The following is a 22734-nucleotide window of genomic DNA, read 5'->3' on the forward strand; positions in this document are numbered from 1 at the left end:
GGGAACGCCTCCTCAAGGCCTGGACAACGTTGTCAAAGCGTGGAGCGCGATCATTCTTCGTCGTGTACACGTAATCGTCAAGTACTCCGGACAGGCGGGCAGTTCGTGTCCCGGGCCGGCAACCGGGGTTACCCCCGGCGCCGTTGCCCGCCGGATCCGTCGTCCACGCACCACGTCGGCCGGTCACGACGCCGGAGCGTTCAGCCCGTAGCCTCCAGCCAGGTCTCCGAGATCGCCAGGGCCACCGCCATGACGCTCAGTTGCGGATTGACCTCGGGGCAGCCGGGCAGGACGGAGCCGTCCACGACGAGGATCCCGTGGGCGCCGCGCAGCCGGCCCTCGGGGTCGACGGGAGCGCGCTGCGGATCGCCGCCCGCGGCGGCCGTGCCGGTCGGGTGGAACGCCGAGAGGTGCAGGTTCCGCGCGGTGACCCGGGTGAGCAGGTCGTCGAGTTCGGCCAGCGAGCGGGCGCGCGGGGCGGAGGGGATGCCCGTGAGGACCTCCTCGGCCCCGGCCGCGAGGAGCAGGCGGCCCATGGCCCGTACGGCCGTCGTCAGCCGTGCCCCGTCACGGGGGTCCAGGTCGTAGCGGACGAGGGTACGGTCCCGGCCCTGGACCCGTCCGGACGGGCGGTCCGCGATCATGGCGCCGAGGGTCGCGAGGCGCTCCGTGTCCTCCAGTTCGCGCCGCAGCTCGCGTCCGAGACCGGGGAGGACGAAACTTCCCATGCCGGGCGGGCTCGCGGTCGCCTCGATGAGGATGCCGCGGTCGTGCAGTTCCTCGATCCCGGCACTCTGCAGGACGCCCCGCCAGGCGGTGACCGGCTCGGCGAAGCGTCCCGCGACGCTGGTGGCCGGGTGCACGCTGAGGTTGCGGCCGAGCCGCGGGTGTCCGCCGAGTCCGGAGCGGCGCAGCAGAGGCGGGGTCCCCAGGGTGCCGGCCGCCGTCACGACGAGCGGGCTGAGGATCTCCAGTTCGCTGCCGTCCGGCCGCCGCGCCCGTACGCCGGCCGCGCGCGGGGCTCCCGGCCCGTCGGGGTCGAGGAGGATGCGCCGGACCCGTGCGCCCGTGACGATCCGGGCTCCCGCGGCGCACGCGGCGGGCAGGACGGAGAGCTGCACGCTCTGTTTGGCGCCGGTGGGACAACCGACCACGCACTGGCACGAGCCCTTGCAGCCGGGGGCGTTGCGCCGCAGCGGACCGGCCCGCCAGCCGAGCCGTTCGGCGCCGGAGAGCGCCAGCAGGCCGTTGTTCCCCAGGACGTCGAGGGGTTGGGTGGCGACGCGGAGGGTGCGCTCGACCTCGTCGAGACGGACTCCGAGGTCCTCCGCGAGGCCGAATCCGTACACCCGGCTCCACCGGGCCAGCACGTCCTCCGGAGTCCGGTAGCAGGTACCGGAGTTGACCACGGTGGTGCCGCCGACCGCGCGGCCGACCGGCAGCAGGAGCGGTGGGTCGCCCAGCGCCATGGTGGCACCGCCGTCCCGGTACAGGTCGGCGAAACGGTCGAGCGGCGCCCGGCGCCCGAACGAGGCCGTCGAGTGGTGCTCGCCCTCCTCCAGGACGACGACGCTCATCCCGGCGCGCGCGAACGTCCGCGCGGCCACGGCGCCGCCCGCTCCGGACCCGATGACCACCACGTCGGCGGTGGAGCGTGCCGGCCACGCGTGCGCCGGAGTGCAGTCGAGGGGCGGATCCTGCGGAGCGGACACGGGAGCCGGTACGGCCGGTATGCGTTCGGTGCCCGCCGCCAGCAACACCGGCACCTTGAGGACGTCGAGCAGGGGGACGAGACGCGGGTGTGCGGCGAGCGAGCGCAGCACGCGCTCGCGTTCGTCGGGACCGAGTGCGGCCAGCCGCCTGCCGGTGCGCACCAGGGTGTACGCCTCCACGGCCGCGACGGCGGTGTGCACCCCGGCCCTGGCCGGGCGGGGCAGCGCCGAGAGCACCGTGTCGAGGCGGCGGGGCACGCGGGCGGGCCAGGCCTGCTCGCCGTCGTCGGCGAGCAGCGCGGCGACGAGTCCCTCGGCGGTCATCGCTCGCCCGCCTCGGCGTGCGCGGTGCCGTCCAGCACCCAGGACCGCTCCGGACGCCACCGGCCCCACCAGCGTTCCAGTACGACACGGGCGTCGGCGGACTCGCTGTTGCGGCACACCGCGCGGGCCCCGTCCGGGTCGCGGTACTCGAGGGTGAGGGTCCGCTCGGGGGGCTGTTCGACCTCGACGCGGATGCGGCGCAGCGCGGTGCGGCCGGTGACCGTCCATCGTGGCAGCCCGAATCCGGCGCGGAACCGTCCGAGGCCCAGCCAGCCGATCGCGGACCGCTCCGCCCGCCGTGGCCAGGTCCGCTCTCCCCGGCGCAGGCGCAGGAAGACCAGCGGAGGAAGCCGCCGCAGACCGGGCCTGGTGGACACCGCCGCGACGATCTCCAGGACGTCGCCGCCGCCCAGATCCGCGTGGAGCCAGGTCCACCGGTGCGCGTTGCCGTGCCCGTAGATGCGGGCCGAGGCGCCGGGCGCGCCGCGCAGGGTCAAGGTGTCCTGTCCGTACGAGAACACGCCGTCGTAGGTGGCCCGCGCGGCCGGCAGCATCTGGGCGGCGGGAAGCAGCGACCGGCGCCAGGACCAGCGGGGGAAGGTGAACAGACTCTTTCCCTGCGGGCGTTCGCTGATCTTCCAGTGGAAGTCGTCGGCGCTGCCCGCCAGTTGCCCGGGGGCGGCGGTGACGGTGTCGCTCTCGAATCCGTCCGTCGGGCGGGTCCATGGGACGGGCCCGAAACGGGCGTGCCGCACCTCCCCCTCGCGGGGGAACGCCGCGACCCATCCGTGGGCGAACGCCTCGGAGCCGTCGGCGGGCGCGGTCACCTCGTGGTGCAGCCATACCCCGGTGCCGCTCGCCGGGTCGGTCAGCGTGGTGTACCAGACCTCGGTGCGGCCCGGTGTGCCGTTCCAGCGCGGTGCGAAGTGCTCGGCGTGGTCCTCGCGGCGGGGAAAGCGGAAGCTGAGGAGGAACGGCGCCAGACCGGTCGTGAGGGGGAACCGCAGGACGCCTTCGCCGGCCCGCGTGCCGTCTTCGTACAGCGTGACCGGCAGGACGGTCATCGACGCGACCGGGTGGCGTGCCGTGACGGACTTCCAGCCGTCCAGTACGAGGGTGCGGCCGTCGGCGGTGAAGGTGAGGCGGTAGCGGATGCGCCTCCTGGCGAGTGGTGAGATCTCCAACTCGCCCTCGTCGCAGGGCGTGTCGGCGATACCGGCGATCCGCACCCGGCCGGTCAGGCGCGCCCGGGTCGTGCGGTGCGGGCGCAGCACCTCGTCGGTCTCGGCGCGCAGGTCGAGGCGTATGCGGCGCTCCCGGCCGTCGGCGTCGAGCCGGACCGTGCCGAGCATCGTCTCGCTGAACACGGTGCCCCTCATGCGAGGTCGTCCAGCATGATGCGCTCAGTGGCCCCGAGGTAGGCGTCGGCTGCCGCGTGGGCCCCCGGGGCGTCGGCCGCCAGCACCGCCTCCACGACGGGGGACAGCCGTTCGTGGGCCGCCGCGGGGTCGGTGAAGGGGGCCCGGAGCAGGGAACGGATGGGCAGGTAGGCGTTGAACAGTGTGTTCGTCAGCAGGACGTAGACGCGGTTTCCGGTCGCCCTGGCGAGGGCCCGGTGCACTTCGAGGTCGGCGAGCTGCACCGCGTCGGCGTCGTCGTGCTCCCGTACGGCTTCCAGCAGGGTGCGAAGCTCCGCCCGCTGGGCGCGCGTGGCGCGCGTGGCCGCCCGCTCGGCGATCAACGCGCCGATGCTGCGCCGCACTTCGAAGATCTCACGGACCCACTTCGCGTCGTGCCGGACCAGCATGGGCAGCAGATCCGCTCCGCCCAGTCGGGCGTAGTCGCGCACCCGGGTCCCGACGCCGTGCCGGGTTTCGAGCAGACCGGCCTGGACGAGCCGGCCGAAGGCGTGCTTGAGCGTGGTGCGGGTGACTCCGTAGCCGTCGGCCAGTTGGCGCTCCGGTGGCAGGTAACTCCCGGCCGGGTGACGGCCGTCGAGTATGTCCGTGCGCAGTCGCCCCTCCAGGACGTCCACGATGGTCTCGCGGGGCAGCGCCTCCACGGTTCCTCCTCCGGTGAGTGCTCGATCGTTCAGTGGCTCAGCCACTGAACCAGTGGGGGCGCTCCGGGTCAACCCCCCGCACGCCACGGTGTCGTTGGCCCGCACCCCTCGGAGCTTCGCCTCATGTGGGTGCCGGTGCCGTGGAGTTGGCGGGTTCGGTAGGCCGGCAGGCTACCGCCCGACGCGGACCGGACCCGGCCGACACCGCCACGCGCTGCGGCCCCGGTCTCCGCGGATCCCGGGCCCGCCTCTCACCGCACCGTGCGGGGTCCCCTCCTCGACGGCGCCGTGCGTCCGGGCAAGGCCGTCCCGGCGGGCCCCGCCGCTTCTGGTCGCAGGGGGCGTGTCCGGGCAGGCCGGCGGCGTCATCGCCGGTCGCCCGGCTGACGCACCCGCCGACGTCCACCGCCGCGGGACACTCCTGCGGCCTAACCCGGCTGGTCGGTGGCCCGCGATGCGAACAGGCTGACCTGGGGGAAACCTACGATCACGTTGGGAATCCGCACACATGACAGCCTCGCAACGACGGCCGATATCCCGCAGGGCCCGCTACTGCGTCCTGGTCGCGCTCCTGGCCACCACCAGCGCGACGCTGAGCGCCTGTGGCGGCGACCGCGCCTCCGACAAGAGCACGGCGGTGACGGTCGCCGTGGGCGACCAGGCGAAGGCGAAGTACGTCGCCTGCGGCACGCCGCCGGTGAAGCTCGAGAAGACCGACCAGGACTTCCTCGACGGGCTCGCGGCGGCCGGTGGCCCGCCGCTGTACGAGATGTCGTACAACGCTGCCCGCGAGGTGCTGAACAAGCTGCAGGCGGGGCCGGTGGACATGCTGCCCGCGCAGATCAGCGAGCGGACCGTGCCCGGCGGCCCGACCGGCCCGGTGTCCGTTCACGTCGTCCGCCCCGACGGCGTCAAGGGCGACCTGCCCGGCATCGTCTACATCCACGGTGGCGGATGGGTCCTGGGCAACTTCACGACCCACGAACGCCTGGTCCGGCAGTTGGCCGACGGTGCCCGCGCCGCCGTCGTCTTCGTCGATTACACCCCCTCCCCCGAGGCCCAGTTCCCGGTACCGGTCGAGCAGGCCTACGCCGTCGCCCAGTGGGTGGCCGGCCACGGCCGGGAGATCGGCGTCGACAGCAGCCGGCTGGCGGTGGCCGGCGACTCGGTGGGCGGCGACATGACCGCGGCCGTCACCCTGATGGCCAAGCAGCGCGGCGGCCCGCACTTCCGGCAGCAGGTCATGCTCTACCCCGTCACGGACGCCGATTTCGACACGGCCTCCTACCACCGCTTCGCCGAGAACTGCTGGCTCACCCGGCCGGCGATGAAGTGGTTCTGGGACGCCTACGCGCCTCGCGCGGCCGATCGTGACAACCCCCTGGCCTCCCCGCTGCGGGCCACCGTCGACCAGCTGCGCGGACTGCCGCCCGCGCTGATGATCACCGACTCCGACGTGCTGCTCGACGCGGCCAACGCCTACGCCGCCAAGCTGCGCTCGGCCGGGGTGCCGGTCACCTCGTCCCACCACGCCGGTGTCACCCACGACTTCATGATGCTCAACGCGCTGGCGGACACCGCGGCGGCCAAGGAGGCCGTCGCCCAGGCCACCGCGACACTGCGCGACGCGCTGCACGCGTCGGCCGACACCGGCGCCGGCAAGTAGCCGGACCTCCGTCGTCCCCTTCGTCCCGTCGGCCCTCTCGTCCCCCGCGTCCCCCGCGTCCCCCTCGTCCCGCGAGCGGGTCCGGCGCACTCGCTGGTCTCCCCGGCGAGTGCGCCGCCGACGTCGCAGACTCCCTCTCGTCCGTCGCGTCCGTCAGTGGTGGAAGGCGGAACCGAGGAGCGCGCCGGGCACGGGGGCGGCGAGTGTGCCGGGCCCGAAGCTCACCGAGCCGGTCGCGGTGACGCCGGCCGCGTTGGTGGCGAAGACCCACACCGCGCCGGAACCGGTGTTCTCCTGCGGCGCCGAGACGGCGACGTACCGCCCGACGACGGCGGTGCGGCTGCCGAACCGGTCGCCGTTCTCGACGGTACCGGGCACCCCGGCCGTGTTCTGGCTGAAGACCTGGGCGCCGGTCCCGGTGAGACCCGACGCGCTCCCCTTGAGGACGGCGAAGGTGCCCCCGTCGGTCCGCCCGGCGAGATCCTCGCCGGGGATCCCGGCGACGACGTCGGCGTACCCGTCACCGGTGACGTCGCCGACCGACACACCGGTGCCGAAACCGTCGCCGCTCTCTCCCGTCCCAGGGACACCGGCGGTGTTCTGGCCGATCAGCGTGGCCCGCGAGGCGAATCCGCCCGCCGTGCCCCGCACCACACCCACGAGGCCGCCGCCCGCCGCCGTACTGCGGCCGAAGACGACGTCCTGGCGGCCGTCGCCGTTGACGTCGCCGAGGGCGACGCTGTCCGCGGACACGGTGTCGGGGGAGGCGATCGACGGTCCCGCCACCAGACCCTTCCCGGTACCCCTGAAGAGTTGCAGATGCGGCGGCGGAAGCTTGCCTCCGTCGTCCGAGTCCCACGAACCGCTGCTGACGACCAGGTCCGTCCTGCCGTCGCCGTCCACATCGCCGGCCTCCATCGCGTAGAGACGGACGTCCAGGTCGACGAGCGGCCCGGTGCGAGCCGCGGCTCCGGTGCGGCTGAAGGGCCCGTAGCGCATACGGTCGGCCGTCGCCAGATCGAGGTGCCCGTCCCCGTCGAAGTCACCGGCCCTGGTCTCCGACCGGCCCTCGCCGAGGACGGAGGCGGCGATGAGTCCGCCCACGCTTCCCCACAGGACGGTGTGCCGCCCGGCGTCCCGCGCGCTGCCGATGTCCTCGCCCGGGGATCCGACGACGAGATCGGTGAAGCCGTCGCCGTCCAGGTCGGCCGCCGTGAGGTCGCTGCCGAAGCGGTCACCCGTCTCCGCCGTGCCGGGTACGCCGTAGCGGTCCTGGCTGATCACCTGGCGCTTGACGCCGTTGGGGCCTTCGGCCATGCCGTAGACGACGGAGAAGTACCCGGCCTGGGCCCTGCCGTTCACGGTGCCGCCCGGAGCGCCGATCGCGACGTCGGGGTATCCGTCACCGTCGAAGTCGGCCCGCACGGAGCCCGCGGCACCGGCGGCGAGGGCACCGGTGGAGGCGTCTTCGCCATGGGACACCGCGGGCGTCGCCCCGGTCATGGCGACGACGGCGGCGGCCACGGCGACGGCGGACCGGTGGAGTCTTCGAGAGGACAAGATGCACCCCTTGGGCTGGAAAGCGGTGGGCCGCGCTTCGCGCACGCTCGGCAACCACCTTGACCCGCAAGGGGCGTGAAGGGTTGTACGCCGTCCCTTCACCTCGGGTTCACCTGCCCGACCCGCGCTGCCGGAGCCAGGTCGGGTCGGGTCAGGTCAGCTCGATCGGTCCGGTGCGGTCGATGAAGCGTCCCGAGCCCGCGCCGGGCCCTTCGGTGGCGAGGCGGACGATCGCGTCGGTACCTTCGGTGACGGTCTGGGGGCCGCTGTGGCCGTTGAGATCGGTCGCCGTGTAGCCGGGGTCCGCGGCGTTGACCCGGATGTCCTTCAGTGCCTTGGCGTACTGGGTGGTCAGCATCGTGAGGGCCGCCTTCGAGGCGGTGTAGAGGGGCGCGACGACGGAGGACTCGACACGCGACGGGTCGTGGGTGATGGCCAGCGATCCCATACCGCTGCTGACGTTGACGACGACCGGGTCGGGCGACCGGCGCAGCAGCGGGAGGAAGGCGTTGGTCGTCCGGACGACACCGAAGAGGTTGACGTCGAAGACGCCGAGAGCGTCCCGGCCGGTCAGGTCGCTCGGGTCACCGTGCGGACCGTGGACACCCGCGTTGTTGACGAGTACGTCGAGCACGCCTTCGTGTGCGGCGACGTCGGCCGCCGCGGCTGCCACCGAGGCGTCGTCGGTGACGTCGATACGGACGAATCGCGCGCCCAGCGCGGTGGCGGCCGCCCTGCCCCGTTCGGGATCGCGGGCTCCCATGATCACCGTGTGACCGAGTGCGATGAGGCGGCGGGAGGTCTCGTAGCCGAGTCCCTTGTTGGCTCCGGTGATGAACGTGGTGGTCATGCGTCGATCGTCGTCAACGCGCCGGCGCCCCGCCAGTGACGCTCCGACCCCGGGACCGGCAGTACCAGGATCGGATTCGCGCGCCCCCGTCGTGGTCCGCGGTGGGGCGGGACCGTGCCCTTCCCGCCCCACCGCGGACCCGCGACGGCGGTGTCTGGGGCGCCGTTCGAGCGCCCCTTCGTCAGCCCGCCGAGACGCGCAGCCTGATCGTGCGGGATTCGGGGCGGAGCGCGAACTCGGGCCACACATCCGGTCCGCAGGCGCGTGAGCCGAGTCCGTGCTGGGCCGCGTCGACGATCAGGTGACTCGTGGTCGAACCCGGCAGCTCGAAGGGGTGTTCGGCTCGGGCGATCTGCTGCGGGGTGTGGCGGCTGAGCGTGAACCCGGGACGGCGTCCCCGGGTGTCCGGCACGGTCGTGAGACGCAGTACCTCGGTGCCGGTACTCGTCAGCGTCAGCTGCCGCACCTCGGAGCGGTGCCCGGTCTCCTGGGGGCGCGCGTAGTCGACGGAGAGGTCGCCGACGGTGGAGGAGAAGCGGCCGGTGCGTGCGGCGCGCAGGCTGTCGGGGTAGGACTCCAGCGGTCCGAGACCGAACCACTCGGCGCCGTCGACGGGGGCCGTGCCGTCGGGCAGGTCGAAGCGGATCCCGATCCGCGGCCACACCGTCCGCCAACCGCGCGAGGGCTCGATCTCCACCCGCAGTTCGAGCTCGTCGCCCTCGATCGACCAGACGGTCTCCACCGTCACCGACGATCCGGAGTTCGCGGCGGAGACCTTGGAGATCGTGCGCAGGGCCTCGGCGGTGCGCTCCACGGACACCCGCCGCACGGTCAGCCGGTCGAGGCCGTCGGCGCGCCACAGTGCGGCCTGGGAGACCCCGGCGACGGCGGCGTCGCTCTCCTCGACCTCGTCGGACGCGGCTTCGTCGTTGTCGGTCGGGGCACGGAACAGTTCCAGGCGCGGGCCCGTCACCGGCCGGCCGGCGAGCCGTACGAGGGACCCGTCGACGAAGTCGGCGATTCCGAGGGTCAGCGTTCCGTCGCTGTGCCGCCAGTCGGTCCGGGAACTGACGCCCGGCGCGGGACGACGGGCCGAACGGTCCAGCTGGGCGGTGGCGATCACATGCCCGGCGCTCGCCCAGGCGGTGTCGGACGCCAGGACGGCGTCGACGGTGAGCCATGTCTCCGCGTCCCGCGCCACCGTGGCCGATGGAAGCTTCACCCGCCCCGACTCGCCCGCCGCGACGACGGGGACCTCCAGGTCCCCGGAGTCCACGAGTGTCCCGTCGTGCTCGACGCGCCAGACGAAGCGCAGGTCGGAGGTGTCGGCCGAGTGCCGCAGGTTGGTGATCGCGACCTCGTCGGCGTCGCTGTCGAAGGTGAAGCGGACCGGCTGCACAACTGCCTTGTACTCATGGAGACTTGGTGTCGGGACGTCGTCGCTCAGCAGCATTCCGTCCATCACGAAGTTGCCGTCGTGCACGGCTTCTCCGAAGTCGCCGCCGTACGCGTAGTAGGGCGTGCCGTCCGCGGTGGTCGTCAAAATGCCGTGGTCGCGCCATTCCCAGACGAAGCCGCCGTGCAGCCGGGGATACGCGTGCACCAGCGCCTCGTACTGGTCGAGCGCTCCCGGCCCGTTGCCCATCGCGTGGGCGTACTCGCAGAGCAGGAACGGCTTGGTGCGCTGCCGAGCGCTCTGTGCGGGAGTGCAGTTCATCAGCTGCGACCGTGAGTCGTCGCTTCCGATGCGCTCGGTCTCCGGCACCGACGCGTACATCCGGGAGTAGAGATCGGTGTACTCACCCGTGTGGTCGCCCTCGTAGTGCACGGGTCGCCCGGTGTCGCGGGCGTGGACCCAGGCCGCCATCGCGGCGAGGTTGCCGCCGGTGCCCGCTTCGTTGCCGAGGGACCAGATCACGACGCTGGGGTGGTTCTTGTCCCGTTCGAGGGTGCGCTGGACGCGGTCGAGGTACGCCTCGCGCCAGGCCGGGTCGTCGCTCGGATTGCCGGCCCAGTCGACCGTGTCGAAGCCGTGCGTCTCGAGGTCGCATTCGAGGACGACCCAGAAGCCGAGTTCGTCGGCGAGGTCGAGCAGCCGGGGATGCGGGGGGTAGTGGCTGGTGCGGATCGCGTTCACGTTGAACCGCTTCATGCGGGCCAGGTCCTCGCGGGCGTGGTCCTCGTCGAAGACGCGGCCGCGCTCGGGGTGGGTCTCGTGGCGGTTCATCCCGTGGAACACGACGCGGCGGCCGTTGACCAGGAACCGGTCGCCGCGGATCTCGACCGTACGGAACCCCACCCGCAGGGCGATGCTCTCCGCGGCGCCCGACACGGTGACGTCGTACAGCCGCGGCTGCTCGGCCGACCAGGGCTCCACCGCGTCGACGTCGAACGGGACCACGTCGGCCGGGGCGGCCCAGACCTGCTCGACGCCGAGTTCGGGGATACGGACGGTGACCGGGAACGCCGCCGCGTCGGCGGTGATCTCCGCCTCGACCCGGCCGCGCCCCCTCTCGTACCCGGCGCGCAGCCAGACGTCCTCGATGCCTCCGGCCGGCCGTGCGATCAGGGTGACGTCGCGGAAGATGCCCGGCAGCCACCACTGGTCCTGGTCCTCGAGGTAGCTGGCCGCGGACCACTGGTGCACGCGTACGGCGACGACGTTGTCGCCCGGACGCACGGACGATGTCACGTCGAACTCGTGGGCGAGCCGGCTGCCGCTCGCGCCGCCTATCTCCTCGCCGTTGACCCACAGCCTGAAGAGCGACTCGACACCGTCGAACCGCAGCACGACGCGTTCGGCCCCCGCCCAGTCGGTGGGCATGTCGAAGTGGCGGCGGTAGTCGCCCGTGGGGTTCTCGTCCGGGACATGGGGCGGGTCGATCGGGAACGGGAACTGCACGTTCGTGTAGATCGGCCGACCGTAGGCTCCGTCGCCCTGGAGCACCCAGTGGGACGGCACCGGGATGCTGTCCCAGTCGCCGTCGTCGAAGCGTTCGGCCGCGAAGTCCGCCGCCGGCGGCACCGTCGCAGACAGCCGGAACCGCCAGTCCCCGTTCAGCGAACGACTGGGGGCGTCGGAGTGCAGCCACGAGCGCGCCGCACGCAGGGCGCCATGCCCTGGGGCGGTGTCCGAAACGTATGCGGAGTTCTGGGAGGGCACTGGGTCACAACTCTTTCTTGCTGAAAAGAACGGGGATCCGAACGCCGGCTGTGTCCGCCGGCTCGACCGATCGGGGCTTCGTCGCCCTCTTCGCGCGCGGTCGCCGCGGGTTACCGGACCACGACTGTTCGGATCTCCCAGGGGCCGAGGGCGAGTTCGAGTCCGTCCTCGACCGGTGCCGTGGACAGGGGGCGGCCGAGCAGGTCGACCGTGGTGGCTTCGGTGAACGCGCCGGTCACGCGGACGGCCGACCCCGCGTCGCTCATGGCCACCAACCGCATCTCGGTGCCGGCTCCGCGGTCGTCGTCGGCGACGCGGCGGATGCTCGACACGAGGACGTCCCTGCCGTCGACCCGCACGCCGGTGGCGGCGGGCGGCAGGTGGCCTTCGGCGGGTGCGGTCCCGCGGGTGACCAGCACGTCGTTGCGGAAGTCCTCGGCGAGGGCGACCGCGTTCGCGCCCTGCCAGCCGGTCGCCGAGGGCACGACCGCGAAGCGGTTCTCGACGCGCACGCCGAGATCCTGCGCGCCCGGTGCGGGAATCTCGCTCGCCGCGGGCTCGTCCCGCAGGGGATGGATGTTGACGCTGATCGAGCCGATCGCGCGCAGCAGGGTGATGGCGAGTTCGGAGCCGTCGCCGACGAGTTCGTACTCGGTGGCGTGGTCGAGCAGGACGTTGGCGGCGCCGGCCGACACGAACGCACTCGCGGGGAAGGTCGGGATCGGGTACTCGCCCCAGCCGCCCTCGGCGGTGAGTCCGCGCTCGGTGACGGCGAACTGTCCGGCGGACGCGGACCCGGCCGCCGGCTCGGGCAGCGGCACGTGGAAGCGCAGCCGGTGGTCGGCGGACTGGTTCAGGAACGATGTCGAGACGCGCACGAACGGTTCGCCCGCGCGTACCTCCACGAGCGTCTCCACCGGGGTCGCCACGGTGCGGGCGCCGCGGACGTCGCGCTCGGAGGAGAGGGCCGCGGGCCACTCGTAGATCCGGGTGACCCGGATCCTGGAGCGCAGCGGGCCGTCCTCCAGGAGTTCGGTGGCGACCTCCGTCGGCTCCGACACGAGCACGTCCCGGGCCGGAGGGGCGTAGTTGTAGCTGTCGCCGCGGTCACCGCCGTCGACGAGGCGGCCCACCCCGTGCAGCACCGTGCCGTCGGTGCCGGTCACGTCCAGGGTGCCGTCGGCGGTGATCGTGACCTCGACCAGTCCGTTCGACAGCGTGCGGTCCGTCGCCGTCGCGGGTGCGAACCCGGTCGGGTGTGCGGGGGTGCTGTCGCTCGGTGCGACCCGGAAGCTCGTGAGCCCGGCGGCGGGGACCTCCACGGGCACCAGCGCGGTCGCCCGTGCCTCCTCCAGGGTCAGCACCCGCCACTCCCCCGGATGCGCGGCGGCCGCGGCGGCGACCTCGCGGCGCAGGATCAGCAGGTCGAAGGGTCCGCTGCTCGGCACCTCGGCGAGGTGGAAGACGAGCGACCCGGCGGTGAGTTCGTAGTGGTCGATCAGCCGGCCGAAGAGCTCGCGGCGGTGGATGCGGCGCAGCACGCGTTCGAGCTGCGAGGCGTCCATGCGCTCGTCGGCGAGCACGGTCGGGGCCTGGGAGACGAGTTGCACGGGGTGGGCCGAGCCGTCGTCGGCGGTCGCGACGAGGACGGTCCCCTCGGGCGGGGCGACGACGTCCACCTCGGCCAGGGCCGTACGCGCGAAGGGCAGGGGGTTGGCGACCAGGTAGCCGTCGCTCGGCACCCGGGCGGCGGGCTCGGCGAGGGCGGCGTCCCGGACCGCGCGGGCGGTCTGCGCGGCCTCGGCGAGACGGGCCTCGACCTGGTCCGAGGTCTCGTCGGTGCCGGAGCCGACGACCGAGTCGTGCGCGGACGACTCGATGATCTTGTGCCAGGCGAGCGAGAGGAAGGGCGAGTCGTCCCGTCCGGACCACAGGGCGTTCATCCGCTCGGCGTGGTCGACGGTGCGCTCGGCGGCGGCCATCCGCTGCTTGAGCGCGAGGCGCACGGAGAGCACGCCCGGGAGGATGTTGCCGCGCACATGGCTGCGCAGCTCACCGGTGACGACGGCGGAGACCTCGTCGCGTACGTGCTCGCGGATGTACTCGTCGAGGGTCGCGATGGTGATGGCACGCTCCTCGCTCGACGCGCGCCGCAGCCAGGTCGCGAGCTGCGGGTCGGGCGCGTTGTGGTCGGTGCCGGCCATCGCGAGCAGCGGGTCGCCGCCCCATCGCTCGGCCGTCATCTCCGCGTACTCGCCGAGCGCGCGCCCGATCTGGTCGGGCACCAGCAGGACGTCGAGGCCGTTGTCGTAGCCGTCGAAGAGGAACTCGGTGCGCACCTCGGAGCCGTCGGGGGCGCGCCAGCGGAAGGCGTGGCCGTCGACGGAGCCCGGTACACCGCGCCACAGTGCCGCGTGCTCGATCCCGGCGCGGGCCAGGATCTGTGGCATCTGCGCGACGTGGCCGAACATGTCGGGCAGATAGCCGATGGGCATCGAGCCGCCGAGGTCCGCCGCGGCCGCCCAGCCCATCCGCAGGTTGCGCACGATGGTCTCGCCGGAGCAGAGGAACTCGTCGAGCAGGATGAGCCAGGGCCCGATGGCGAGTTGACCGCCGGCGACCAGGGCCACGACGCGGTCGCGGTTCTCCGGGCGCATCTCCAGGTAGTCCTCGATCGCGGCCATCTGCCCGTCGACGGTGAACCGGAAGTCCGGGTTCGCCTCGGCTGTCTCCAGCACGGTGTCGAGAGCGGTGACGAGGCGGTGCCGGAACACCTGGAAAGGCTCGTACCATTCCCGGTCCCAGTGGAAATGGGGCACGAAAACGGCAGAGTCGGCGGAGTTCTGCATAGCGCGAGCGACCTTCTCTTTGCGGGTGACGCGGAGGGGGGAGGCGAACGGGGTGCGGGGTTACTTGAGGGCGCCGGAGGCGAGTCCGGTGCGCCAGAACCGCTGGAGGAGCAGGAAGAGGATGATCACGGGCACGATCGAGACCAGTGAGCCGGTGATCACGGATTCCTGCAGGAGCGGGGCGCGGGCGGTCTGACCGTTCCACTCGAAGAGGCCGAGCGTGATCGGGAAGAGCGACTCCTTCTGCAGCATCACCATCGGGAGGAAGAAGTTGTTCCAGATCGCGACGAACTGGAACAGGAAGATGGTCACCAGGGAGGGCCCCATCAGCCTGATCGCCACCGAGAAGAAGGTGCGGAACTCACCGGCGCCGTCCAGCCGCGCCGATTCGAGGATCTCCTCGGGGACGGACGCGGAGGCGAAGATGCGGGCGAGATACACGCCGAACGGGCTGACGATGCTGGGCAGGAACACCGCGAGGTAGGTGTTGACGATCCCGGTCGCGGAGAACAGCAGGAAGAGCGGGAGCGCGAGCGCGGTGGTGGGGACGAGGACGCCGCCGAGGATGACCGAGAACAGGAACTCGCGGCCCCGGAAGGTGAACTTGGCGAGCGCGTAGCCGCACAGCGCGGAGATCAGGGTGCCGACGGCGGCGCCCAGCACCGCGTAGATCACGCTGTTCAGGGCCCACTTGACGAAGATGCCGTCGCTGCGGCTGAACAGGGTGCTCAGGTTGCTGAACAGGTCGAAGTGCGAGAACGCCAGACCGTTGGTGGAGGCGAGGTCGCTCTGCGGCTTCGTCGCCGCGACGATCAGGAAGTAGACCGGCAGCAGGAAGTAGATCGCCAGCAGGAACATCAGCGCCATGACGGCGGTGCGGCTGGCGCGGCTTTCGCGGATCGTGTTCGGGTTGCTCACAGTCCGGCCTTCTTCGAGGTCAGTCGCATGAAACCGAAGCTCAGGACGAAGGTGATGACGGCGATGACCACGGAGATCGCTGCTGCCTGCTGGTAGTTGTTTCCGGAGGCCACCGCGTACGCGAGCATGTTCGGTGTGTACGTGCTGGAGATGTTCGAGGAGATCTGCCGGAGGACGGCCGGCTCGGCGTAGAGCTGCAGGGTGCCGATGATCGAGAACACCGTGGTGAGGACGATCGACGGGGCGATGATCGGGACCTTGATCTGCCAGGCGATCGTCCAGTTGCTCGCGCCGTCGAGCTTGGCGGCTTCGTAGAGCTCCTGCGGGATCGACTGCAGTGCCGAGAACATGATCAGCATGTTGTAGCCGGTCCAGAGCCAGGTGGAGACGTTCGCCGCCGACCACAGCACGGCTCCCGGACCGAGGAAGTCGGGGTGGAGCCCGACGCTCTTCAGCCCGTCGACCAGTGGGCTGATCTGCGGCGAGTACAGGTAGGACCACATGATCGCGGCGATGACACCGGGTACGGCGTACGGCATGAACGCCGTGATGCGGAAGAACGACTTGAGCTTCAGCAACGGGGTGTCGAGCAGCAGCGCCATGATCAGCGCGACGAACAGCATGACCGGCACCTGTACGACGCCGAACAGGCCGATGCGTCCGATGCTGGACCAGAACTCGTCGTTCTGGAACACCTTCGTGTACTGCTCGAAGCCGCCGAAGGTGGTGTACGACGTGCCGTACTGGCCGCCGGTGCGGCGCACGACGAGGAAGCTCTGCCAGATCGCGTAGCCGACGGGGACCAGGTAGAAGAGCACGAACGGGAGGAAGAAGGGGGTCAGGAACGCGGCGATGGTGCGGCCCCGGGGGCCGCCGCCGCGGTGACGGCGGCGGCCCCCCGTAGACGCCACCACGCGGGTCGCGCGGGGTGCGATGTCAGTCATTCCCTGGTCACTTGCCCGCGGTCGCCGGGATCGCCTGATCCTTCATCGACTTCAGTGCGGTCGCCTGCGCGGCCGAGAGCGCGTCGCTGAGCGTGCCGCTGCCCGCCGTCGCCTTGGCCATGGCGTCCTGAAGCGACAGGTTCACCGTCTTCTGGGTGGGGCCCCAGGAGAAGTCGGTGTCGATGTTCTTGGACGAGTCGGCGAAGACGTCGAAGATCTTCTCGTTGTTGTAGTACGGGACGCCCTGCGAGAGCGCGGGAAGCTTCGAACCGGCGGTGGCCGCCGGGTAGAGGCCGCCCAGCTTGTTCTCCAGCGCGAGGGCCTCCGGGTCGGTGTTCAGCCAGGAGTTGAACTTGACCGACTCGTACAGGTGCTTGTTGCCCTTCATGAACGCGACGGTGGAACCGCCCCAGTCACCGGACGAGGCGCTCGAACCCCAGGTCGGCATCGGGACGATGGACCACTTGCCGGCCTGGTCGGGCAGGTTGTCGCGGAACATGCTGTAGCCCCAGGCGGCACCGACGTAGCTGGCGATCTGGTTCTTCTGGTACGCGGTGTACATCTGGGTCGAGCCGTGGGCGAGGTCGGTGCGCACGAGCTTGGCGTCGATCAGCTTCTGCCAGTAGTCGGCGACCTGCTTGCTCTGGTCGGACGCGACCGAGACGTGCCACTTGTCGCCGGAGTACTTGTACATCTCGGCGCTGTTCTGCCAGAGCAGTCCGTTGAACGCCTCGGCGTTGTTCGGATCGAAGAAGGTGATGCTGAGTCCGGGGTCCGCCTTGTGCAGCTTCTGCGCGTCCGCCGCGTACTCGTCCCACGTCTTGGGGATCGCCAGACCGTGCTGCTTGAAGAGGTCGCTGCGCACGTAGAGCGCCATCGGGCCGGTGTCCTGCGGGAAGGCGAACACGCCGGTGCCGCCGAAGCTGGACTGGGACCAGGTCCAGGGCACGAACTTCGACTTGGCCGCGGTGGCCGCCGAGCAGGCCGAAGCGTCCACGAAGGCGTTCTGGGTGCGCAGGAAGGGAAGTTCGTCGTAACCGACCTGGGCGAGCTCCGGCGCCTTGCCCGCCTTGAGGGCGTTGCCGATGGTGCCGTACTGGTCGTTGGAGATGTTCTTCATCTGAACCTGGATGTCCGGGTTCTTCTTGTTCCAGAGGGCGACGACCTTGTCCATGCCCGGAACGGTGTTCCAGTACTGGAGGGTGACCTTGCCCTTCGCGGGCTCGCAGGAGGCCGCGGATGCATCACTCGACGGAGCGGGCGACGAGCACCCGGCGAGTACGGCGACACCGGCTGCCGCAGCGACGACGGCGAGGCGGATGCGCGTGACTGTGTTGCTCATATCTTCCGTTCCAGAGAACGACTAGCGACGGCGCTAGGCGGGTCGACGTTGACACCTCAGGCGTGAAGCCTTCTGGTTGGAATGGGCGGGACATCACGGTGTCGGCTCGAGCGCCGGGCGCCGTGGTGGAACTCAGCAACCTTCCAGCGCGTCCCGTGAGCGTTCCCGTGAACGTTCACGGGAGCGCTCACGGGAGCGTGGTGAAGTGTTCGGAAGTCTGCGCTCCGGCGTGTTCGAGTGTCAAGACTTTCGAGTCGTGCACGAGTCCGGCAGGTTAAGCGGACCCGCCCAGCCGCAGCTCGGCGCGGACCACGAGGTCGTCGTCCGTGAGCGGGTTCGCGCCGGTCAGCAGCCGTGCGACCTGCTCGATGGCGAGCGCGCCGAGCTTGCGCGTGTCCAGGGCGACGCTGGCGAGCGGGGGCTCGACGAGCGCGCCCAGTTGCAGGCCGTCGAAGCCGATCACGGCCAGATCCTGCGGGACGCTCCTGCCGAGCCGGCGCGCCTCGCGCAGGACGCCGATCGCGATGATGTCGTTGAAGGTGAAGACCGCGGTGACGTCGGGATGGGCGTGGAGCAGGGCCCTGAGCGCCGCTCCGCCGCCGTCGGCCGACTGGTCGGCGCCGACCACCACATCGGCGTCGATGCCGTGCGACACGGCGGCCGCCGTGAACCACTCGCGCCGGATGCTGGGGTCGACGCGACCGTGGTGGTCGAGCATGCCGATCCGGGTGTGCCCCGCCGCGACCAGGTGCGCGACCGCGGCGTGGACGCCCTCCTCGCCGTCGATCCGGATCGAGCTGAAGCGCGCGGTGTGGTGCTCACGGCCGATGAGCACCACCGGCATGCCACGGGTGAACAGCTGGAGTTCGTCCTCGGGGCAGCTGAAGTATCCGACGACCGCGTCCACCTGCGAGCTGATCACCTGGAGTGTGCCGCGTTCCTCTTCGGCCCTGTCCGCCGTGTCGTACACGACCACGTGCCAGCCGCGCGCCCGGGCCGCCTCCAGCGCGGCCGCCGCGACCTCGGTGAAGAAGGGGTTGAGGAGATCGGGTATGACCAGCCCGATGGTGGTGGTGTCCTGCCGGACCAGACCGCGGGCGAACCGGCTCGGCCGGTATCCGAGCGCGCGGGCGGCGTCGAGGACGCGCTGTTTCGTGGAGCCGTCGATCTCGTCCTTGTCGTTCAGTGCCCTCGACACGGTCTGCCGGGACACCCCGGCGGACCGGGCGACGTCATGGATCGTGACTTTGCGGGGCTCCCCCGACACCGACGACGACACCATCGCCCACCTCCTGCTGCCAGCGGACGCCGATGCGCCCGCAGGGCCCCGAGTATGCCTGTGCCTGACGGGAACGCGCGAGGTCAGGTCTTCTCCCGGCCTGGCGACCGAGGCCTCGCCGGGTCCGGGCACCGCTCAGCACGCTTCGTCACGTCCCGGACGGCGAAGCGGCGGAGAGGGCCCGAACCGTGGCCGGTCACGTGCGCACGGACCGCGTGCTGACCACCGCACGTCGATTCACCGACTCATCGACTCGTCGACTGATCGGCTATCCGTTGCGGCGACGCCGGCGGGGGGGCCCGGACAACAAGGTCCCGACAGCACCCCCCTCCTGGAAAACCGCTCAGAACAACCGGCCGCCTGATCCTCGGCCGGTGTCCCGTGGCATCGTCGGCGGGGCGGGAGCCTCAGGCGGTGAAGGCTTCGACCAGGGTCCAGACGGCGAGGCCGGCCATGCACAGGGCGCCGATGCGCTGGACGTTCTTCAGGGGAACGCGCTGGGCGATGAAACGGCCCACCAGCAGGGCGAGCGCGGAGACCGACATCAGGGCGAGGGCCGAGCCGATGGCGGTGGGCAGCCAGCCGTTGGTGGCGGCCAGGTTGGCCGTGGTGATCTGGGTGAGGTCGCCCCATTCGCTGATGAAGACGGCCATGAAGGCCGTGGTGTAGACGGGCCAGAAGCCGGTCACCGTCTTCGCGGTGCCGTCCTCGTCGTCATCGTCTCCCCCGCGCAGCAGGACGAAGGCGCCGAACGCGAACAGGGCCGCGGAGACGAGCTTGACGGCCATGCCCGGGAGCATGCCGAGCAGACTGCCGGCGCCGACGGCGATGGCGACGTGCACGATGAAGGCGGTGGAGGTGCCGAACCACACGTACAGCGGCCGCATCCTGGTACCCATGGCCAGTGAGGCGAACATGGTCTTGTCAGGGAGCTCCGCGAGGAAGATCAGCCCGAAGGCGGTGAGGATCGCCAGGGGGTCGAAGGTCATTCCCTTGCTTTCTGCTGGGGGCCGGGCCGTCGGCTCGTGCGGCACCCACAGGGCGACGGGAGGAACCACTCGGCCCGGCACGACGGAGTGGCCCACACGGAAGTGTGAGCCTGGTCATGCCTGGCCGAAGGTCTCGTCCGCCCCGCACTGCGTGCGGTGGCCCGGTGGCCGGGGCTCCCTCGGGTGCCCAGTGTGTCGACCAGCGGTTCTCGGGACTACTCCCCTTCGCTGCCATGCAGCCTAACAGGCGGTCTCCGGCGCCCGTCCCGCGCGCCTGCTTGCCTGCCGCCAGGGAGTCCGCCGACCCGGCCGGCCACCTGAGCGGCTCGGGTGAAGTCCGCGCGACCGCCGTCAGGGGGTGTCGCCCGACCAGTCCCAGCGGGCCCCGTCGCCCGGGCGCGGGTCGTATATCGCCCGGCCGCCGGCACCGAACCGCCCCAGCTCCGTTTCGAGGGCGACGCCGGTGCCGGTCTCCTCCGGTGTCCACCCGGTGATGTCCAGCAGCAGGCCGTCCAGCGGACCGCCGACCAACTGGCCGTAGACGTGTCCCGGTTGTGGTCCCCGCCGGGGATCGTCGTGGTCCACGCCGTAGACCCGGCCGCGCAGCAACTCCTCGTCCCTGTCCATACGCCCCAGGATTCCAGTCGCCACTGACAACGCCGGGCCGCCCGAGGTGCTCGACGGGCTCCGGTCACCGCGGTCAGCGGATGCCTCCGCGGACACTGCGGACTCCGCCCGCCTCCGTGGGCGGGGCGTCCACGACGCGGCGCGCCGATCCACCGCGGAATGGTGATCCACCGGGGAAGCGGAATGGTGATCCACCAGGGAATACGGGACGGTCCTCGGTCCAGGTTCTCGGGACGGTCCTCGGTCCAGGTTCTCGGAACGGTCCTCAGTCCAGGTTCCGGGGAGCCTCCGCCGCCCGAGGCGAGAGAGACGGCACGCCCCGGGCCACGTCCTGTCCGGCCGCCTTCGATTCCTCCCCGCCGGACGAGGTGACCACCACGGAGCCAGAACTGCCCCGGTCCATGAGTCCGCCGGTGAAGGCCAGGCCGAGGCCCGCCACCGCGAGAGCAGCACCGACCAGACTGGGCGAGGCCCACCCCCAGCCGGCGGAGATGGCCAGGCCGCCGAGCCAGGCGCCGCCCGCGTTGGCCAGGTTGAAGGCGGAGTGGTTGGAGGCCGCGGCCATGGTGGGAGCATCCTTCGCCTTGGCCATGAGCAGCATCTGGACGGGTGTGGTGATGAGGGCTCCCACCGCGCCGATGAAGGCGATCGTCAGCAGGGCGGGCACGGTGCTGTGGACGGTGAAGTAGAACGCCACCAGTGCCGCGGCGAGCAGAGTGAGCCCCGCGTACAGCGTCGGACGCAGGGCCCGGTCCGTGAGGGGGCCCGCGACCAGCGTGCCCAGCGTCATACCGACGCCGTAGAGCGCGAGGACCAAGGTGGTGGAGGAGTCGGAGATGCCCGTCAGATTCGTCAGCATGGGCACCAGATAGCTGTAGACGGCGAAGAATCCGCCGAACCCGACCACCGCCGTGGCCAGGCCGATCGCCACCTGCCTGTTCCCCATGGCCCGCAGCTCGTGTCCGATGCCCGCCTGCCGGCCGCGCGGCTGATGGGGCACGAACAGGGCCAGCGAAGCGAGCGCGACGAGGCCGATGACGGCGACAGCACCGTAGGCCCACCGCCAGCCCAACTGCTGCCCGAGGATCGTTCCGGCCGGGACACCGACGATGTTCGCGACGGTGAGGCCGAGGAACATCTTGGAGACCGCGCGCGCGGCCCGTTCGGGCGCGACCAGCCGTGAGGCCACGACGGCACCCACGCCGAACAGTGCGCCGTGCGGCAGACCCGCCAGGAAGCGCGCGGCGAACAGGAGACCGAAGCCGGGAGCGAACGCGGAGGCGAGATTGCCGACCACGAACAGGCCGGACAGAAGCAGGAGCAGTCGCTTGTGGGGGACGCGCGCACCGATGCCCGTCAGTACGGGCGCACCCACGACGACACCGAGCGCGTAGGCCGACACGAGGTTGCCGGCGTGCGGCACCGACACGCCGACGCCGTCGGCGATCTGGGGCAGCAGCCCCATCGTGGCGAACTCGGTCGTGCCGATACCGAACGCGACGACAGCCAGGGCCAGCAAGGCAAGTGGCATGGCGCAGAAGAACCCTTCGAAGACAGCGATCCAGGAACCAGGGAGCAGCAGGAAAGGCCGGATCGTGTCCAGCTCCCGTCACCTGGCGGGCACCCTTGCCCGTCACCCCCTCGGAACAGGGCAGGGCCCTCAACGCGGGAACAGCGGCGGGGACCCGCACATTCCAGGATCGGGCAGGTCACGCCATGACCTGCGTCACGCTCGAGGCGTCAGGCGAACAGACGGCCGCGGTGGGAGGCGCGACGGGCCGTGGCCAGGAGGGCGCGGATCCGGGGGCCTGCCTGGTCGATGTCACCGACGGGCGTGGCGAACGGCAGCCGGACGTCGCGATGTGCGGTGGGGTACTCCAGTCGCAGGGTCACGCCGTAGCGGTCCATGGCCAGGGGAACCGCGCGGATCATTCCCCTCAGGGGCTGTGGCCGCACGAGGCGTACGAGGAGAGGGACGAGTTCCTCGTGACTGTCCAGGAGGTGGGTCAGCATGCTCGCCTCGCTCACGGCCAGCGGATCCGGTCCGGCCGCCTGGAGTTCGTCCCACGTGACGAACCGACGGCCCTCACCGTCCTCGATGACCGCCTGCCCGAACTCCATACAGGCGCTTCGGGGTGACTCATTGCTGTACCGGGCCGCGAGCAGCCCGGTAAGGGTGACGCGGGCACGCAACCTGTCGCGGACGGCCGTGGGCGCGATGTCGGTGAACTCGAGCCGGACCGGAACGCGCGGACCGGCTCCGGCGGGGGCGCTCTCCGCCGGGGCGTGAAGGTGGATGCGGCCCGTCGCACTGGTGCCGTCGAGACGGTGGACCTCGGCATGGCTCCCGTCGCTCACCACGGTCATGGACTGGGCCGCGTACAGGATCGACTGCACGCGCTCGGCGGGGGTCGGTCGCGTGACGCGGGCGGTGTGGGGACGCATGCGA

16 protein-coding genes are annotated in these 22734 nt (G+C 71.4%); 1 reads left to right on the top strand and 15 read right to left on the bottom strand.

What is annotated here, in order from left to right:
• Positions 1-200 precede the first annotated feature (200 nt).
• Genes OG199_RS07080 through OG199_RS07090 form a run of 3 tightly spaced genes read right to left on the bottom strand, consistent with a single transcriptional unit; the run spans position 201 to position 4098 of the window.
• Positions 201-2036 carry a GMC family oxidoreductase N-terminal domain-containing protein gene (locus tag OG199_RS07080; RefSeq protein ID WP_405828625.1) on the bottom strand — a complete coding sequence of 612 codons (1836 nt, stop codon included), beginning with the start codon at positions 2034-2036 and terminating at the stop codon, positions 201-203.
• On the bottom strand, positions 2033-3415 hold the full coding sequence (locus tag OG199_RS07085) for a hypothetical protein (RefSeq protein ID WP_405828626.1): 1383 nt from the start codon (positions 3413-3415) through the stop codon (positions 2033-2035). Before OG199_RS07085 ends, OG199_RS07080 begins: the two co-directional genes overlap by 4 nt.
• Positions 3412-4098 (bottom strand): FCD domain-containing protein, encoded by a 687-nt coding sequence (locus OG199_RS07090; protein ID WP_356805733.1) that lies wholly within the window; start codon positions 4096-4098, stop codon positions 3412-3414. Before OG199_RS07090 ends, OG199_RS07085 begins: the two co-directional genes overlap by 4 nt.
• A 508-nt stretch (positions 4099-4606) precedes the next feature.
• Here OG199_RS07090 and OG199_RS07095 point away from each other — a divergent pair.
• Positions 4607-5764: an alpha/beta hydrolase gene (locus tag OG199_RS07095; RefSeq protein ID WP_356805735.1), complete on the top strand. Its 1158-nt coding sequence runs from the start codon at positions 4607-4609 to the stop codon at positions 5762-5764.
• 153 nt (positions 5765-5917) lie between these two features.
• On the opposite strand, the gene OG199_RS07100 is transcribed toward OG199_RS07095, so the two are convergent.
• The 12 genes from OG199_RS07100 to OG199_RS07155 all read right to left on the bottom strand — a co-directional run bounded on the left by OG199_RS07100 (position 5918) and on the right by OG199_RS07155 (position 22730).
• A complete protein-coding gene (locus OG199_RS07100; RefSeq protein ID WP_401807998.1) occupies positions 5918-7324 on the bottom strand; it encodes an FG-GAP-like repeat-containing protein in 1407 nt (468 codons plus the stop codon).
• A gap of 151 nt (positions 7325-7475) precedes the next feature.
• Positions 7476-8174, bottom strand: a complete 699-nt coding sequence (locus tag OG199_RS07105) for an SDR family NAD(P)-dependent oxidoreductase (protein ID WP_405828629.1) — start codon at positions 8172-8174, stop codon at positions 7476-7478.
• A gap of 181 nt (positions 8175-8355) precedes the next feature.
• On the bottom strand, positions 8356-11337 hold the full coding sequence (locus OG199_RS07110; RefSeq protein ID WP_405828631.1) for a glycoside hydrolase family 2 TIM barrel-domain containing protein: 2982 nt from the start codon (positions 11335-11337) through the stop codon (positions 8356-8358).
• 110 nt (positions 11338-11447) lie between these two features.
• Positions 11448-14186 carry an alpha-mannosidase gene (locus OG199_RS07115; RefSeq protein WP_356808834.1) on the bottom strand — a complete coding sequence of 913 codons (2739 nt, stop codon included), beginning with the start codon at positions 14184-14186 and terminating at the stop codon, positions 11448-11450.
• Between the two features lie 60 nt (positions 14187-14246).
• Positions 14247-15053 (bottom strand): carbohydrate ABC transporter permease, encoded by an 807-nt coding sequence (locus OG199_RS07120; protein WP_405834457.1) that lies wholly within the window; start codon positions 15051-15053, stop codon positions 14247-14249.
• A 47-nt stretch (positions 15054-15100) separates the two neighbouring features.
• Entirely contained in the window at positions 15101-16048 is a 948-nt protein-coding gene (locus OG199_RS07125) for a carbohydrate ABC transporter permease (protein ID WP_401808007.1), read from the bottom strand.
• A gap of 7 nt (positions 16049-16055) precedes the next feature.
• On the bottom strand, positions 16056-17390 hold the full coding sequence (locus OG199_RS07130) for an ABC transporter substrate-binding protein (RefSeq protein WP_356803677.1): 1335 nt from the start codon (positions 17388-17390) through the stop codon (positions 16056-16058).
• 274 nt (positions 17391-17664) lie between these two features.
• On the bottom strand, positions 17665-18672 hold the full coding sequence (locus OG199_RS07135; protein ID WP_356803676.1) for a LacI family DNA-binding transcriptional regulator: 1008 nt from the start codon (positions 18670-18672) through the stop codon (positions 17665-17667).
• A gap of 404 nt (positions 18673-19076) precedes the next feature.
• Complete coding sequence (locus tag OG199_RS07140; protein WP_356803674.1) at positions 19077-19658, bottom strand: TMEM165/GDT1 family protein; 582 nt, start codon at positions 19656-19658, stop codon at positions 19077-19079.
• 351 nt (positions 19659-20009) lie between these two features.
• A complete protein-coding gene (locus OG199_RS07145; RefSeq protein ID WP_356803673.1) occupies positions 20010-20285 on the bottom strand; it encodes a hypothetical protein in 276 nt (91 codons plus the stop codon).
• 265 nt (positions 20286-20550) lie between these two features.
• Positions 20551-21816, bottom strand: coding sequence for an MFS transporter (locus OG199_RS07150; RefSeq protein WP_356803671.1), 1266 nt, complete (start codon positions 21814-21816; stop codon positions 20551-20553).
• A 209-nt stretch (positions 21817-22025) separates the two neighbouring features.
• Entirely contained in the window at positions 22026-22730 is a 705-nt protein-coding gene (locus tag OG199_RS07155; RefSeq protein WP_405828635.1) for a DUF2470 domain-containing protein, read from the bottom strand.
• Between the last annotated feature and the right edge of the window lie 4 nt (positions 22731-22734).

Origin of the sequence: Streptomyces sp. NBC_01176, assembly GCF_045039825.1 — a bacterium.
Classification (GTDB): Bacteria; Actinomycetota; Actinomycetes; order Streptomycetales; family Streptomycetaceae; genus Streptomyces.